We start from the raw sequence: 16,224 nt of genomic DNA, 5'->3' as shown, positions 1-16,224 counted from the left end.
GCGGTGCGGGGCGCCGGGCCGACGGGGAGTGCCGGCCCGGAGGATTCGTGGAGTCTCAGCCAGAGGTCGGTTCCGTGGTCGTTTCAGCAGCCAGCACGGTGGCGCCGGCCGCGGTGGCTCGCAGGTGCAGCAGCGGTCCGTCCGCGGCGGCGGTGGCACCGCCGACGGCCGCCAGGGGATGGGCACCGGTCACGCCGGGCAGGGACCGCAGGTCCAAGGCGACGGGATCGTGGGCGTCCCGGGCCAGGTGCACGATGATGTCTCCGTCCGGGTGGGTGCGCACGAGCACAAGGGCGTCGTCCCCGGTGTGCAGCCAGCGCAGGCCGCCGCGGCGCAGGGCCGGGTGCTCGCGGCGCAGGCCCAGCAGGGTGCGGGTGGCCTCCAGCACCTCGGCATCGACCGGAAGATCGGCGTCCCCGGGATCACCCGCCTGCTCTGAGAGGGCGTCGATGGCGGCCCAGGGCATCGGGGTGCGGGCGTGCTCCCCGGTGAGGCCCTCGGCGCCGAGCTCGTCCCCGGCGAAGACGGTGGGCACCCCGGGAAGGGCCGCCAGGGCGGCGACGGCGGTGAGCTGGCGGCCGCGCTCGCCGACCACGGTGCGGGTGCGGGACGTGTCGTGGCTGGAGAGCTGGTTCTGGGAGTGGAGGCGGGAGGGCCAGGGCATCTGCGCGTTGTAGTCGCGCAGGCTGCGGGAGACGGCACCGCCGGGCAGCCGCGGCGTCGTCATGGGCAGTCCCAGCCAGTTCAGGGCGCTGCCGGGCTCGGCCAGCCAGGCCCACAGGGGCCGGGTGAAGCCGGTGTAGTTCATGGTGCCGTGCCAGCCGTCGCCGTCCAGGTCCCCGGTGGCGTCGTGGCCGTGCTCGGCGACCAGCCAGGTGTCCCGGCCGGTGCGGGCGCGGACTCGGCGCAGGGTGCCGCGCATCTCGCGGGCCACCTCGCGGGTGAGGTCCACAGCACCGTGGCGGCCGGTCATGTTGGCCACGTCGATGCGCCAGCCGTCGGCGAGCACGGGCTCGTCGAGGAATCGCGCGGTCACGGAGCCCTCGCCGCGTGTGAGGCGGGCGCGCAGGGCGGTGCTGCGCTGGTCGAGCTTGGGCAGGCTCGGCACGTCCAGCCAGCTCACGTAGCGGTCCGGGTGCTCGGTGAACAGGTAGTACCCGGCCTCTTCGCTCCCGGCATCGGCCTGGGCGGCGCGGAACCACTCGTGGGTGTCCCCGGTGTGGTTGGTGGTCAGGTCCAGCACCAGGCGCATATCGCGCGCGTGCAGCGCCTTCGAGAGCCGCACCAGGGCCTCCTCGCCGCCGAGCAGCGGATCGACCGCCTCGAAGGTGGAGGCGTCGTAGCGGTGCACGGAGCCGGCGGGGAAGATCGGGGTGAGGTAGACGGTGTCAGCGCCGAGGGAGGCGATGTGGTCCAGGCGCTCGATGATCCCGTCGAGGTCGCCGCCGTAGTACTGGGCGCCGGTGAGGTCGCCGCGCACCGCGGGCTCCTCGTCCCAGCGCATCGGCACCGCCCAGGCGGGCAGGTCCTCCGGGACGGGGCGGCCCTCGGCGTCCTCGGGGATGCGGGAGCTGCGGGCGAAGCGGTCGGGGAAGACCTGGTAGACGATCGCGTCGTCCACCCAGTCCGGAGCCGGCTCGTGCGCGACCAGGCGGAAGTCGGTGGCGTCGGAGACGTCCCAGGGCACCAGGCCGGCGGCGGTGAGCCAGGCGTAGGTGGGGACCGGGGCGCCGGAGGCGGTGCGGGCACCGGGCTCGGCGAGCACGGCGACGCGGTAGGGCACGACCGGGTTCGCGACGGTCAGGGTCGCTTCCCACCAGGTGCCGGTGCCGTCGGACGCGGGACGCGGGGTGAGGTCCCCGGTGAGGATCTCCCCGTCCACCACGGACCGCAGGGCCAGGGTACGGGCCGGATAGGCGGCAGGCACCCAGACCCGCAGCGTGGCCTCCTGGCCGAGGCCCGCCCGCGGACCCGGCACGAAGGACGGGCCGGAGTCGTGGTGGGGCTGCTCGGTCAGGGGCACGCCGCTGGGCTCGATCGCGGGATCGACCGGCTGCGGGGCGGGGGAGGGGAGATCGCTCATCGGGAGGGTCCGTTCAGCCCTTCACGGCGCCGGCGGTGGAGCCGCCGACGATGTAGCGCTGCAGGAACTGGTACAGGATGATCACCGGCACCATGATCATCACCGAGCCGGCGGCGAAGACGCCCAGGTTGTTGGAGCGGTCGCCCTCGAGCATCCCGTACAGGCCCACGGCCAGGGTCTTGGTGTCGTTGCTGGTCAGGAAGATCGAGCCCAGCAGGAACTCGGAGAGCACACCCACCAGGGCCAGCAGGATGGTGGTGGCAAGGATCGGGGTGAGGGTGGGCAGCAGGATCTTGGTGAACACCTGCCAGTGGGAGCAGCCGTCGATGATGGCGGCCTCGTCCAGCTCCTTGGGCACGGTGTCGAAGAAGCCCTTGATCAGCCACACCTGGCCGAGCGAGCCGCCCAGCAGCACGATGATGTAGCCCGGCAGCGAGTCCAGACCCAGGAAGGGGATCGCCTTGCCCAGCCCGGAGACCATCGAGTAGACCGCGATCATCGCCAGGAACGCCGGGAACATCATCACCAGCAGCAGCGAGAGCAGGCCGATGCGGCGACCGGCGAATCGCAGGCGGCTGAAGGCGTAGGCGGCCAGGGTGGAGAGGAACACCTGCACCAGGGCGACGGTGCCGCACACGATGACCGTGTTCGCGTACCAGCGCAGGAAGGGCCCGCGATCGCCCGCGATCAGGGACTCGTAGTGCACCAGGGAGAAGGCCTTGGGGATCAGGCCGGAGCTGGAGACGGTGCCCAGCGGGTTCACCGAGGCGGAGACGATGAACAGGATGGGGAACACCGCGAAGGCGACGGCGAGGATGCCGACGACGTGGCGCCACCCGACCTCGGCCATCCAGCGGCCGAAGGGCATCCGCCGCTGCGCGGTGACGGAGGTCTGCTGCGAAGTCTGCGTGCTCATGATCGGGCCGCCTCTCAGTTGACGTCTTCGAGGACGCTGGTGAACCGGAACTGGATCGCCGCGAGCACGCCGGTCAGCGCGAACAGGGCGACGGAGACGGCGGAGGCGAAGCCGAAGTCGGCCCCCGAGCCGCCGAAGGCGATGCGGTAGATCATCGAGATCAGGATGTCGGTGCCGCCGCGGGTGTACTCGCCCGGCAGGAACGGACCGCCCTCGGTGAGCAGCTCGATCGCGTTGAAGTTGTTGAAGTTGAAGGCGAAGGAAGCCACCAGCAGCGGGGCCACGGCCACCAGCAGCAGCGGGGTCACCACCTTCACCGTGGTCTGGAAGCGGCTGGCGCCGTCGATGCGGGCCGCCTCCATCACGTCACCGGGGATCGCTTGCAGGGCGCCGGTGGAGACGATGAACATGTAGGGGAAGCCCATCCACAGGTTCGTCAGCAGCACCGCGATCTTGGCCATCGTCGGATCGCCCAGCCAGTTCACGTTGATGCCGAGGGTGGTGTTGATCAGGCCGAAGTCCTGGTTGTAGAAGTTCGACCACACCAGCAGGGCGATGAAGCCCGGCACCGCGTATGGCATCAGCAGGATCGAGCGGTACAGGCGGCGGCCCTTCAGCCGCTCGTCGTTGAGGATCAGCGCCAGGGCGAAGCCGACCACGAAGGTCAGCGCCACCGAGCCGAGGGCGAAGACCAGGGTCCAGGCGAAGGCGGCGAGGAACTGGCCGGCGATGTTGGAGTCGGTGAACAGGCGCTGGTAGTTGGACCAGCCCACGTTCTGCAGCCAGGACTGGCTGAAGGCGCGCTCGCCGTTCTCGTTCACGAAGTACTCGGAGTCGCCCACGGTGCCGACCGTGTAGACCGCGCCCGTCTGGGTGTCGGTGATGGTGTCGGCGGCCTCGTCGTAGGTCAGCAGGGTGGTGCCCACGTAGGCCTGATTGGCGCCCTGCACCCGCACCGCGGAGTTCTCGTCGACGGGGACGGCGACCTCCTGCAGCGCGTTGTAGGCGTCGTTGACCTCGCGCGCCTCGAGGATCGTGTAGCCGGAGGCCTCGGTGACGTAGTCGTTCTCGACGGTGACGTCGGCGGAGGGCACCGGGGCCAGCTCGGTCTCCTCGTCGCCGGAGTAGACGGTGCCGGTGGCGGGGTCCACCAGGAACAGGGTGAAGGGGCCCCCCACGGGGTCGCCCTGGGTGGCGACCGACATGTTGTACCAGGTGGAGTCGTCGGTCTGGACCACCGAGTTGGCGATGATCGAGTTCACCGCCTGCTCCTTGCTGCCGCGGGTGCCGTCGCCGTAGTTGGTGAAGGAGTAGCCCACCGTGAGGATGATCGGGGTGATCAGGAAGACCGCGAGGAAGAAGGTGCCGGGGAAGAGGTACTTCCCGGGGATGAAGCGCTTCGTGGAGTAGATGACGAAGATCGCGATCGCGGCCAGGACCATCACGGCCAGCCACATCCACTGCTGCTGCTGGATCATCAGCGGCACGGTGAAGGCGGTGACGGCGAGGACGGCGCCGAGGACGATGATGCGCACCAGGACCGCGGGGATCGAGGTGCTGCGCTCGCGGTGCACGGGCGGCAGGGGGCTGGACATGGCGACGGTGCCTTTCACGGGGTGGCGGGGGTGACCGGGCAGGCCGGTCGGACGGGGTGCGACGCCGTGATGTCGCACCCCGTCCGGGGGAGCCTGGGGAGCGGGCGTGCTGCCCGCTCCGTGACGGAGGGAGGGTCAGCCGATCTGGCTGGAGATCTGCTCGCCGGCGGAGGTCATGGTCGACTCGGCGTCCGCGCCGCCGACCAGGTTGGCCTCGGCCTGACCGAGCGGTTCCCAGATGGCGGCCATCTCGGGGATGGCGGGCATCGGGGAGGCGTCCTCGGCGTACTCGGCCACGCGCACGACCTCGGGGTACTCGCCCGAGAGCTTCTCCTGCAGCTCGAGGTTCACCGGGGGCAGCTCGTTGCCGGGGAACATCGCCTCGGCGATGTCGGGGGAGGAGACCACGTCGGTGGCGAACTGCTGGGCGAAGGCCTGATGGGCGCCGCTGGAGGCGACGAAGAAGGCGTTGACGCCGGCGAAGGGGACCGCCGGGTCCATGCCCTCGAAGCCGGGGACCTGGCTCATGGTGAAGTCGACCTCGGCGGTGCGGATGTCGGCCAGGGCCCAGGGGCCCGAGATCAGGTAGGCGGCGTTGCCGTCGGTGAACAGCGAGATCGCGTTGTCGTTGCTGATGGAGGTCTTCAGCACGCCCTGCTCGCCGAGCTCCACGATCTTCTCGGCCGCGGAGATCGAGCCCTCCTGGCCCACGCCCACGTCGGAGGGGTCGAGGTTGCCCTCGGAGTCCTCGCCGAAGAGGTAGCCGCCGCCGGAGGTGTAGAAGGGCTGCATGTGGTAGGCGTCGCCCTCCTCGCCGACCGGCAGGGACAGCACGTTCTCGGCGCCGCCGGCCTCGCCGGCCTCGACCAGCTCCTCCACGGTGGAGGGCTCGGGCACGTCGGTGAGCTCGTTGTTCGCGTAGAGCACCAGGGTCTCCACGGCGTAGGGGGCGCCGTAGGTCTGACCGTTGTAGGTCACGGCCTCCAGGGCGACCGGGGCGATCGCGTCGGAGGCGCCGGAGGGCAGCTGCACCGGGGAGATGGCGCTGTTCTGCACCAGGTTCCCGATCCAGTCGTGGGCGGCCACGATCATGTCGGGGCCGTTGCCGGCCTGGTTGGCGGTGATGAAGTTGCCCTGCAGGTCGTCGGCGACGATCTGCACCGCGACGGTGAGGTTGTTGGCCTCGGCCCATTCCTGCGCCGGGCCCTCGAGGGCGCCGGCCTTGACCTCGTCGGTCCAGATCACGAGGTCGGCATCGGCGCGCTCGGGCGCTGCGCCCTCGGAGGAGCCGCCCGCGTCCGAGCCGCCGGAGGAGCTGTCGGAACCGGAGTCGCTGCTGCCGCCGCAGGCGGCGAGGACACCGGTGGTGGCGGCGATGCCGCTCAGGGCGAGGAAGTTCTTGCGACGGATCTGCACGTCTTCTCCTTCGAATCGTGGTGCACCTGGCCGTCGGTGGCCGTGCGGATTGGGAAAAAATATAGATCCTGCCGCCGTCCTGTGCAAGAATTAGCAAGAACTTGCAGGCTACGATTCGGACACGGCGTGATGACGCCCGTGACCGGGGAGGATGGGTGTGATGGCGCGACTCATCGACATCGCCGAGGCCGCCGGTGTGAGCGAGGCCACGGTCTCCCGGGTGCTCAACGGGCGATCCGGGGTCAACGAGGCCACCCGGCGTTCCGTGATCGAGACGGCCCGCAGGCTGGGGCGGGAGGTCGGCACCGCCGCCACCCGCACCGGGCCGCTGGTCGGGGTGCTGGTGCCCGACCTCGACAACCAGGTCTTCACCTCCTGGGCCGAGCGCATCGAGGCCGAGCTCTTCGCGCGCGGGGCCGACTGCCTGGTGGCCATGCGTGCCCGGACCGCTGAACGCGAGCGAGAGATCTTGCAGCGTTTCCTGTCGATCGGGGTGGACGGCATCATCGTCATCTCCGGGCATCACGCACAGGAGGGTGGCCCCATCGACCACTACCGCGAGGTGACCGATACCGGGAGGCCCCTGGTGCTTGTCAACGGCGTGCGCCCGGACCTGGACGCCGCCTACCTGTCCACCGACGACGAGCACGCCGTGCGCGCCACCCTGCGGCACCTCGAGGACCTCGGCCACCACCGCATCGGCCTCGCGGTGGGGGACGAGCGCACCTGGCCGGTGCGCGAGAAGGTGCGGGTCTTCGAGGAGGCCTCCGCCGGCAGCGACCGCGAGGAGCGCCCTGTCTCCTACACCGACTTCTCCTTCGCCGGGGGCTACGAGGCCGCCCGCGACCTGGTCGCCCGCGGCGCCACCGCGATCATGTGCGGGTCCGACGTGATGGCCGCCGGCGCCCTGGAGGCCGTGCGCGCGATGGGCCTGACGATCCCGGGGGACGTCTCCGTGGTCGGCTACGACGACGTGTTCTGGTCTGCGCTGACGAACCCGCCGCTGACCACCATGCGCCAGGCCGTGCCCGCCATGGCTCGCGCGGCCGTGCGCGCCGCGCTCAGTGGCGGCGAGGAGTCCCGTCGCCCCTCCCGCACCTTGGTGGTGGTGCGGCCCCAGCTCGTCGTCCGCGGCTCCACCGGCTCCGCCCCCGAAGCCTGACCCGGGCCGCGGACCGGGGGCTTCCTCGCTCCGGTCGGACGCCGCGAGCGACCCCGGCAACGCCGCACGGCACGGTATTCATCACCTGACTTCCATCCCTGGAAGGGAGCCGAGGGAAACCGGCTCCTCCGTCCGGATGTGCGATCATTTCGGGTCGCACTGACCTCGGTGGACGTGCTCACTGAACATGTTCACCACGGTCGGGGAGGTCCGATGCCTGGAACACGGCACGCACAGCGCGCAGGGACGAGTCGGCGGGTGATCGCCGCACGACGCTGCCGTCCCGGAGGTCGCGGGGTACGAGCCGGAGACCACCGGGTATGGTGCGCTGGACGTCGCGGACGCCATGCTCGGGCTGGTCGATCCCTTCCTGGGATCCCGTTCGCGCACCCCGAGCTGTCGCGGTCCTATGTCGCGATCCTCGTGACGGGCCGCTATCCCTCCACCCTGTTCTCCGAGCTCACCAATCGGCTCACCGCTGACTTCCGGGCTGTGCTGCCGTCCTGTCCGGGTCGTCTACTCCCTCGCAGCCGCCGCCTCCCACCTGCGGGCGCGCTTCCTCGGTCCCGCCTTCTGGGTGAGCTGTCAGGGGATGCTGCTCCACTCCACCGCCGTGCTGGTGCTCTCCCTGGCCTGGTGAGGCACCCGACGATCCGGCCGTCGTCGGTCGCGTCGGAGGGGCGCGCGGGCGCCGATAGCATGGTGGGCATGACCGATACCGTTGCCGATGTGACCCCCGAAATCGCCCCCTCCAGCTACGACGCCGCCCAGCGGCGCAGCGACGCGATCTGGCGAAAGATCGAGAGCGACCCCAGCGGCCTGCGCATGCTCACCGGTGACCGGCCCACCGGCGCCCTGCACATCGGCCACTACTTCGGCTCCCTGCGCAACCGCGTCCGCCTGCAGCAGGCCGGCGTGGAGACCTGGGTGATCGTCGCCGACTACCAGGTGATCACCGACCGCGAGATCCTCGGCGACATCCAGGGCTCCGTGCGCGAGCTGCTCACCGACTACCTCGCCGTCGGCATCGACCCCGAGCGCGCCACGATCTTCACCCACTCGGCGGTGCCCGCCCTGAACCAGCTCATGCTGCCCTTCCTCTCGCTGGTCACCCAGCCGGAGCTGGAGCGGAACCCCACCGTCAAGGCCGAGCTGGCCGCCGCCGGGAAGTCCGCGATGGGCGGGCTCATGCTCACCTATCCCGTGCACCAGGCCGCAGACATCCTCTTCTGCCACGGCAACCTCGTGCCCGTCGGCAAGGACCAGCTGCCCCACATCGAGCAGACCCGCGTCATCGCCCGGCGCTTCAACGAGCGCTACGCGGGCGGGGAGGAGTACTTCCCCGAGCCCGATGCGCTGCTCTCCGAGTCGCCGACGATCCTGGGGCTGGACGGCGAGAGCAAGATGAGCAAGTCGCTGGGCAACACCGTCATGCTGCGGATGGACGAGGCCGAGACGCTCAAGAAGATCAAGAAGGCCAAGACCGACGCCGACCGGCAGATCACCTACGACCCCGAGAACCGCCCCGAGGTCGCGAACCTGCTCACGATCGCCGCGCAGTCCACCGGCCGCACCCCCGAGGACATCGCCGAGGAGATCGGCGACCGCGGCGCGGGCACCCTGAAGAGCTTCACCGCCGAGGCCCTGAACGCCCACCTCGCCCCGCTGCGCGCCCGCCGCGCCGAGCTCGAGCAGGATCCCGGCTACCTGATGCAGGTGCTGCGCACCGGCAACGAGCGCGCGAACGCCGCGGCCGACGAGACCCTCCAGCGCGTGCGCGAGTTCATGGGAATGGTCTACTGACCGCTCCCGCCGACGGGACGGGCCCGTGACCTGCGCAGGCAGGCCACGGGCCCGCCCTCGTCCGCGGCCCGCGCCAGGGCGGGCGCGCCCGGTGCCGGCTCAGAAGCGGCTCGAGCTGCCCGCGCCGGAGAACCCGCCGCCGCTGCTCGGGGAAAAGCCGGAGACGCTCGAGGTCGACGAGCTCGAGGTCGTGGGATTGCGGTGCTCCGACAGCGCCTGGCCCGAGGAGCCGTGCCAGGAGGAGTACCAGGCCACGGGGCTCAGCCGCCAGAAGTCCTCGGAGCCCTCGCCCGCGACGGGGCTTCTCCCGTCGCGTCCCTCGAGCTCCGCGCGCAGGGCGCGCAGCGAGCGGTAGCGTCGTCCGCGGCCCTCCGCCTCCTCCTGCAGCAGGGCTCGCTCCTCGTCGTCCTCCGCCTGGGCGTCGATCCGCGCCCGGGTCAGGGCTGCGACCGCGGCGGAGAGCTCCCGGGTGAGGGTGTCGAGCTCCTCGAGGGCGGAGTCGGGGTCGATCTCGTCGGCCTCCAGCCGCGCCGTCAGGGCGGTGATCTCCTGCTCGGTGTGCTCGCCCAGGTCCAGCAGCCGGTCGGCGAGCACCTGCTCCGTCCCGGACATCGCCCCGCGCTCTCCGCGCACCGTCCCGAGGCTCTTCAGGGAGTCGCGCAGGGGCAGCAGCTCCAGCTCCCAGCTGCCGCGCCAGCCGCCCATGCGGTGCAGCAGGTCCGCGGCGGCGAGGATCCGGTCGTCGGCAGCGTCCAGGGTCTCGACCTCGTCCTCCCAGCGGCGCACCAGGTCCCGGTCCCGGCCGCGCAGCCCCCAGGAGCGGGAGCGCTCCTCGGCCGCGGGAACCTGCTCCCGCAGCTGCTCCGCCTCGGCGAACGTCTTCGTGTACCGCTCGTGATCCCGCACGACGGCCTGCGCATACGGGGAGGAGTCAGGCAGGGTGCGCCCTGCCGCATCGGTGAGGGCGCGGCGGGCGAGCACCTCGTCGTGGCGGATGCGCGTGCGATCCGCCCTCTCGCGGGCGCCGCGCCGCAGCCCCAGCAGGATCAGCACCCAGCCGCCGGCGAGGACGAGCGCCGCGCCGGCGAGGATCTGCACGGCGGGGCGCTGCCACCAGGGGCGCAGCAGCAGCGCGGCGTACTCCTCGGCGCCGGCCTCGACCGACCGGTCCCAGTCCCCGTCCCGGGCGGGGTCGCGCATGGCGTCCTGGACATCGGCGAACTGCTCCTCCGTGAGCTTCACGTCCTCCCCGCCGTAGCTGCCGAGGAAACGGTTCTCGGGGTCCAGGGCGAGGATCACCGTCCCGTCGGCCCAGTGCGACCCGTCGGCGGAGAGCAGCGAGGGGTCGGAGCTGCGGGCGTGGTCGAGCACCGCGTCGTTCAGAGCCCTGTCATCCGCCGGGTCCAGGTCGTGCTCGGTGACGTCCAGGACGAGCACGATCAGGCGCACCTCGGTGCGGAAGTCGATCTCCGCGAGGCGGTGCTCGAGGATCTCCGGGTCCACGGAGCGGGTGGTGTCGGTGACCTCGACGGAGGCCGGCGGCTCGGCGCGCGCGGGCGCGGGGGCGAGCGCCGCCGGCAGGAGGACGGCCAGGAGCGCGAGCAGCAGCAGGACGGCCCTCGAGGGACGGCGGGTGCGGGGTGCGTCGAGAGCGGCGGAGTACGGACGCGACGTGGACATGAGGCGACCGTAACGGCTCGGCCGGCGGGAAGGGGGACGGCCTCCGCCGGTGTCGCGCCCCTCCTCCCGTCGACCCCCGGAAGAACCCCCGGAAGTCTCCGCGGCCGCTCCCGTCAGCCGCTCCCGTCGGCGTCCCGTGGGTCGCCCGTCGAACTCCCGGACCCTTCACGCCTCGCCCCGTTATGATCGGCACAAGAAACCCTTGGCCCCGCACCGTGCGGGGCCCGACGAGGAGGTACCCCATGCCCGTCTACGAGAACGTCTCCGATCTGGTCGGTCGCACCCCGCTGGTGAAGCTCAACCGCCTGGGCGACGACGTCCGCGCGACCGTCCTGGCCAAGCTCGAGTTCTACAACCCCGCCAACTCCGTCAAGGACCGCATCGGCGTGGCCATGATCGACGCCGCGGAGCAGTCCGGCGAGCTGAAGCCCGGCGGGACCATCGTCGAGGCGACCTCCGGCAACACCGGCATCGCGCTGGCCATGATCGGAGGCTCCCGCGGATACAAGGTCATCCTCACCATGCCCGAGTCGATGTCCAAGGAGCGGAGGATGCTGCTGCGCGCCTACGGCGCCGAGCTGGTCCTCACCGAGGCCGCCAAGGGCATGAAGGGCGCGGTCGAGAAGGCCGAGGAGATCGCGGCGGAGACCGGCGCCGTGCAGGTCAAGCAGTTCGACAACCCGGCGAACCTCGACATCCACCGCCGCACCACCGCCGAGGAGATCTGGGCGGACACCGAGGGCGAGGTCGACGCGGTCGTCGCCGGAATCGGCACCGGCGGCACCATCTCCGGCATCGGCCAGGTGCTCAAGGAGCGCAAGGGCGAGGTGAAGGTCTTCGCCGTCGAGCCCGAGGAGTCCGCGATCCTCAACGGCGGCCAGCCCGGCCCCCACAAGATCCAGGGCATCGGCGCGAACTTCGTGCCCTCGATCCTGGACCGCGAGGTCTATGACGAGGTCCTCGACATCGACGCCGAGACGGCGATGGAGCGCGCCCGCTCCGTGGCCCGCGGCGAGGGCCTGCTGGTGGGCATCTCCTCCGGCGCTGCGATCGAGGCCGCCGCCCGCGTCGGCGCGCGCGAGGAGTTCGCCGGGAGGACCATCGTGGTGATCGTGCCCTCCTTCGGCGAGCGCTACCTGTCCACTCCGCTGTTCGCGCAGTACGCGGACTGAGGAAGGACGTCATGGCCGCCCTGGACCGGGTGATGGGCGTCGTCGCGAGCGTCCGGGAGGACCTCGCGGCGGCGCACCGCCGCGACCCTGCGGCGACCGACGACCTCGCGATCCTGCTGACCTCCCCGGGGCTGCACGCGATCTGGACCCACCGCGTGGCGCACCGGCTCTGGGCGCGCGGGGCGAAGCTGCCCGCCCTCGTCCTCGCCCAGGGAGCGCGCTCGGTGACCGGCATCGAGATCCATCCCGGCGCCACGATCGGCCGCCGCTTCTTCATCGACCACGGCATGGGCGTCGTGATCGGCGAGACCGCTGAGGTGGGCGACGACGTGATGCTCTACCACGGCGTGACCCTCGGCGGCCGGTCGATGGAGCGGGTCAAGCGCCATCCCACGGTCGGCGACGGCGTGGTGATCGGGGCCGGTGCCCGGGTGCTCGGTCCGATCACCCTCGGGGAGGGCGCCCAGGTCGGGGCCAATGCCGTGGTCGTCAAGGACGTCCCGGCCCGGGCGACCGCCGTCGGCATCCCGGCGACGGTCCGCGCCGGCGCGGCGCATCCCGAGGAGCACACCGACCCGGCGATCTGGATCTGATCCGGTGCCGACGACCCGCGGGGCCTCTGGCCTCGCGGGTCGAGCGCGCCCGCCGGGACCGCTGCGCTCAGCCCCCGAAGGGATCGAGGAACGAGGTCCCGCCGACGCGGTGGAGGCGGCGCTCCCACGCAGGCAGCACCTCGTGCGCGTCCTCGGCCAGGACGTGGTCGAACAGCTCCGAGGAGCCGTGCGGCGGGGCGATGTCCACCAGCACAGTCGTCGCCCCGTGCTCCCGGGCCAGCGGCGCGAGCTGCGCCGCGGGGAAGACGACCCCGCTGGTGCCGACGACGACGAAGAGATCCGCACGCCGCGCGAGGCGCAGGGCGAGCTCGAGCTCCGCGGAGGGCAGCTGCTCGTCGAAGAGCACCACGTCGGGGCGGGTCGGCTCCCCGCAGCGCGGACAGTGACCGGGCACGCCGTGGCCTTCGGGGGAGGATCCCTCGCCCGGCGCGAGCACCGCTCGCCAGTCGCAGCGCCGCCCCAGGCACACCGCGTGCAGGGCGCTGCCGTGGAGCTCGGCGACGACCTCGCTGCCCGCGGCCTGGTGCAGCCCATCGACGTTCTGGGTGATCACCGGCGCGCCGAGGCGGGCGATCGCCCGGTGCCCCGGAGTGGGGCCGTGCGCGAGCGCGATCGAGGCCATGCGCCCCCACACGGCCCACAGCTGCGGCAGGGAGCCCGGCAGCAGGGAGGCGTGCATCGCCTGCTCGGTCTCGGGCTCGAGCGCCCACAGGCCCTCCGGGCCGCGGAAGGTGCCCAGTCCCGTGCGGGCGCTGAGCCCGGAGCCCGTGAGGAAGACGACCTCACGGTGCTCCGGTCCCGGGACGAAGGGAGCGGCCGTGCTCACCACTCCTCGTGCTCGCGGGAGTCCCAGGCGGCGTCCTCCCCGAGGTCGAGGGTGGCCAGCAGCGCACGGTCCTCGTCGTCCAGGGAGATCCCCTCGAGCGTCGCGTTGGTGCGCTGACGGGTCGGGTCCTGCGACTTCGGGATCACGACGATGTCCTGGTCCACGGCCCAGCGCAGCGAGATCTGCGAGGTGCTCACGCCGTGCTTCTCGGCGACGCGGCGCAGCGCGAACTGCTCGCCGAGGCCCTCGCGGCCGCCGAGCGGGCCCCAGGCCTGGGTGACGATGCCGTGCTCGCGATGGAAGGCGACGGCTTCCCGCCGCTGCAGGGCCGGGGAGAGCTGGATCTGGTTCACCTCGGGCGCGACGCCGGTCTCGTCGATCAGCTGCTGCAGCTGCTCGGGGCGGAAGTTCGAGACGCCGATGTGCTCAGTCAGGCCCTCCTCCTTCAGCTCGACGAGGGTGCGCCAGGTGTCCAGGGCGAGACCGCGCGACGGGTTCGGCCAGTGGATGAGGGTCAGGGCCACGCGGGGCAGGCCAAGGCGGCGCAGCGAGCCGACCAGACCCTCGCGGGCCTCCGCCCGGCCCTGGTCGCCGCCGGCGATCTTCGTGGTGATTAGCGCCTCGTCGGGGTCCAGGCCGCTGTCGCGCAGGCCCTGGCCGACGGCGGCCTCGTTGCCGTACTGGGCGGCGGTGTCGACGAGCCGGTAGCCGGCGCGCAGCGCCGCCGCGACCGCGTCGGCGCCGCGCGTGCCCTTCATGCCGGAGGTGCCGAAGCCGATCAGCGGGAAGACGGTGCCGTCGGCGAGGGCGGTGGTGGGGATGGACAGCTCGGACACGGATCCTCCTGGATGACGGGAACGGGTGCTCCCAGCGTATCGATCCTCCCGCCCGGATGCTCTGCTAGCGTCCGGCACGACGAGGACGTCGACCCGCGAGGAGAGCGCAGCATGAGCAGCACCGGCACGGCCCCGACCCCGGAGGCGGCCCCCGCCGCGGGCGCCCACGGGGTGCACGACGAGATCTCGCCGCTGCGCACCGTCCTCGTCCACAGACCCGGCCGCGAGCTCGAGCGGCTCACCCCGGACACCCGCGAGGAGCTGCTCTTCGACGAGGTGCTGTGGCGGGACCGCGCCGAGGCGCAGCACGACGAGTTCACCCGCCTCCTGGGCGACCAGGGGGTCGAGGTCCTCCAGCTGCGGGACCTGCTCGTCGACATCGTGCGCGACGCGGGGCTGCGGGAGCACCTGCTCGCCCGCGCCCTCGACCCCGCCGTGCTCGGCGACATCGCCGTCCAGGACCTGCGCGGAGGGCTCGCCGACCTCGAGGCCGAGGCGCTCGTGGACGTGCTGATCGGCGGGATCACCGTCGGCGAGCTGAGGTCGCTCGGGGCGGAGCCGCGCTCGATCGCGCTGCAGCGGGTGGGGGAGGAGCACCTCGTGCTCGACCCGCTGCCCAACCACCTGTTCACCCGCGACACCTCCGCTTGGATCGGCGACGTGGTCTCGGTCGGCGCCATGCGACGCTCGGCCCGGCGGCGGGAGAGCCTCCACCTGGAGATGGTCTACCGCCACCATCCGCGCTTCGCCGGGCCCGGCGGTCCGCGCCGCCTGCTCGGCCGCGACGGCGCCGGGGCGGCGAGCGTCGAGGGCGGCGACGTGATGATGCTGTCCCCGCGCACGGTCGCGATCGGGATGTCGGAGCGCACCAGCGCCGTCGGCGTCGAGCGCCTGGCCGCCGCCCTCCTCGCCGACGACGCGGTGGACCGGGTGATCGCGATCGCGCTGCCCCACCGCCGCGCGATGATGCACCTGGACACCGTCACGACCGTCGTCGACGAGGAATCGATGCTCCGCTTCGGGCCCCTGCCGGCGCTGGAGACCTTCGAGATCGAGCGGCTCGGCGACCGGCTGGTCTCCCGGGCGCGGTCGGCCGACGAGATGGACGCCGTGCTCGCCCGCGGGCTCGGGGTCCCCTCCCTGCGGGTGCTCACCCCGCCGCTGGACGCCTACGCCGCCGCGCGCGAGCAGTGGGACGACGGGTGCAACGTGCTCGCCCTCGCACCGGGGAGGGTCATCGCCTACGAGCGGGCCGCGGAGACCAACGACTATCTGCGCGCCCAAGGGATGGAGGTGCTCGAGTTCGCGGGCGACGAGCTGGGGCGCGGTCGGGGCGGTCCGCGCTGCATGAGCTGCCCCGTCGCACGCGGCTGATCGCCGACGCACCTGATCGTCGACGCGGCTGAGCGCGACGCCCTCAGCGGCGCGTCGGGGGCGGCGGGTCCTCAGCGGTCTGCAGGGTCGTCTCCTGGGCGGGCAGCGGCTCGCGCAGCGAGCGCTCCAGCAGCAGCTGCTGGGTGCCGAACTCCTCGAGCCCCTTGCGCACCGTGAACCCGAGCTTGCGCAGCAGGGCCACGCTGCGCTTGTTGCGGGTCTGGCTGATCGCGATGACGACCTCGTCCTCGAGCTCGCGGCGCGCCCAGTCCAGCAGCGCGATACAGGATTCCGCGGCGTAGCCCAGACCGGTCCACTCGGGCAGCAGCGCGTAGGACAGCTCCAGCTCCCCGCGGTCGTAGTCCAGCGTGATCGAGCCGATCATCGTGTCGTCCTCGGCCAGGGCGAGCACCCAGCGCCCCCAGGTGATGCCCAGCGGCGAGAGCTCGAGCGCCTGACGGGAGGCGTAGTCCACCGCGCCGCCGAGGTACTCGCGGGTGACCGGGTCGGTCATCAGCCGGATCAGCGCAGTGCGGTCGGCGTCGCCCGGCGGCCGGATCACGAGTCGGGGACTGCGGATCCGGACGGGCCACTCGGCGGTGCCTTCCTTCGTCACGACCACCACGGTACAAGCACCGGGCCCGTCGCGCCCGCCGGGGTCCCGCGTCGCCGTGGCGACGGGGCGCGACGAGGACCGCGAGGCGTGTCCGGGTTCGGTATGGTGACTCTGCGGCACATCGGAGTGCC

General features: G+C 72.1%; 13 protein-coding genes. 5 read left to right on the top strand and 8 right to left on the bottom strand.

The genetic code is table 11. The features are described 5' to 3' along the window. Positions 1–55: 55 nt before the first annotated feature. The 4 genes from Y09_RS15740 to Y09_RS15725 form a co-directional block, all read right to left on the bottom strand. The gene (locus tag Y09_RS15740) at positions 56–2,083 is read right to left on the bottom strand and encodes a glycoside hydrolase family 13 protein (protein WP_053918814.1); all 2,028 of its coding nucleotides are present in this window, start codon (positions 2,081–2,083) and stop codon (positions 56–58) included. A 13-nt stretch (positions 2,084–2,096) separates the two neighbouring features. Continuing rightward, positions 2,097–2,999 carry a sugar ABC transporter permease gene (locus Y09_RS15735; protein WP_053918813.1) on the bottom strand — a complete coding sequence of 301 codons (903 nt, stop codon included), beginning with the start codon at positions 2,997–2,999 and terminating at the stop codon, positions 2,097–2,099. 14 nt (positions 3,000–3,013) lie between these two features. Then, entirely contained in the window at positions 3,014–4,594 is a 1,581-nt protein-coding gene (locus Y09_RS15730) for an ABC transporter permease subunit (protein WP_053918812.1), read from the bottom strand. Positions 4,595–4,729: 135 nt separating this feature from the next. Further along, on the bottom strand, positions 4,730–6,010 hold the full coding sequence (locus Y09_RS15725) for an extracellular solute-binding protein (RefSeq protein WP_053918811.1): 1,281 nt from the start codon (positions 6,008–6,010) through the stop codon (positions 4,730–4,732). A gap of 160 nt (positions 6,011–6,170) precedes the next feature. Between Y09_RS15725 and Y09_RS15720 the strand changes: the two genes are divergently transcribed. Both Y09_RS15720 and trpS read left to right on the top strand, forming a co-directional pair. After that, positions 6,171–7,172 (top strand): LacI family DNA-binding transcriptional regulator, encoded by a 1,002-nt coding sequence (locus Y09_RS15720; protein ID WP_053918810.1) that lies wholly within the window; start codon positions 6,171–6,173, stop codon positions 7,170–7,172. Between the two features lie 708 nt (positions 7,173–7,880). Continuing rightward, positions 7,881–8,975 carry a tryptophan--tRNA ligase gene (trpS, locus tag Y09_RS15715; RefSeq protein ID WP_053918809.1) on the top strand — a complete coding sequence of 365 codons (1,095 nt, stop codon included), beginning with the start codon at positions 7,881–7,883 and terminating at the stop codon, positions 8,973–8,975. Between the two features lie 99 nt (positions 8,976–9,074). On the opposite strand, the gene Y09_RS15710 is transcribed toward trpS, so the two are convergent. After that, the gene (locus tag Y09_RS15710; RefSeq protein ID WP_053918808.1) at positions 9,075–10,655 is read right to left on the bottom strand and encodes a DUF5129 domain-containing protein; all 1,581 of its coding nucleotides are present in this window, start codon (positions 10,653–10,655) and stop codon (positions 9,075–9,077) included. Between the two features lie 242 nt (positions 10,656–10,897). Here Y09_RS15710 and cysK point away from each other — a divergent pair, with 242 nt between their 5' ends. Beyond that, on the top strand, positions 10,898–11,827 hold the full coding sequence (cysK, locus tag Y09_RS15705; RefSeq protein ID WP_053918807.1) for a cysteine synthase A: 930 nt from the start codon (positions 10,898–10,900) through the stop codon (positions 11,825–11,827). 11 nt (positions 11,828–11,838) lie between these two features. Further along, on the top strand, positions 11,839–12,420 hold the full coding sequence (epsC, locus tag Y09_RS15700) for a serine O-acetyltransferase EpsC (RefSeq protein ID WP_148639696.1): 582 nt from the start codon (positions 11,839–11,841) through the stop codon (positions 12,418–12,420). A gap of 67 nt (positions 12,421–12,487) precedes the next feature. On the opposite strand, the gene Y09_RS15695 is transcribed toward epsC, so the two are convergent. Continuing rightward, the gene (locus tag Y09_RS15695; protein WP_053918806.1) at positions 12,488–13,267 is read right to left on the bottom strand and encodes a Sir2 family NAD-dependent protein deacetylase; all 780 of its coding nucleotides are present in this window, start codon (positions 13,265–13,267) and stop codon (positions 12,488–12,490) included. After that, entirely contained in the window at positions 13,264–14,103 is an 840-nt protein-coding gene (locus Y09_RS15690) for an aldo/keto reductase (protein ID WP_053918805.1), read from the bottom strand. The genes Y09_RS15695 and Y09_RS15690 overlap by 4 nt, the downstream gene beginning before the upstream one ends. A 111-nt stretch (positions 14,104–14,214) precedes the next feature. On the opposite strand from Y09_RS15690, the gene Y09_RS15685 reads away from it, so the two are divergent. After that, the gene (locus Y09_RS15685) at positions 14,215–15,477 is read left to right on the top strand and encodes an arginine deiminase (protein ID WP_053918804.1); all 1,263 of its coding nucleotides are present in this window, start codon (positions 14,215–14,217) and stop codon (positions 15,475–15,477) included. A gap of 43 nt (positions 15,478–15,520) precedes the next feature. On the opposite strand, the gene Y09_RS15680 is transcribed toward Y09_RS15685, so the two are convergent. Next, entirely contained in the window at positions 15,521–16,093 is a 573-nt protein-coding gene (locus tag Y09_RS15680; protein WP_224765233.1) for a GNAT family N-acetyltransferase, read from the bottom strand. Positions 16,094–16,224 lie beyond the last annotated feature (131 nt).

It is taken from the genome of Brachybacterium sp. SW0106-09, from assembly GCF_001293905.1.
Lineage (GTDB): Bacteria > Actinomycetota > Actinomycetes > Actinomycetales > Dermabacteraceae > Brachybacterium > Brachybacterium conglomeratum.
The sequence above is the reverse complement of the archived record's forward strand: the minus strand, read 5'-3'. Positions and strand labels throughout refer to the sequence as shown.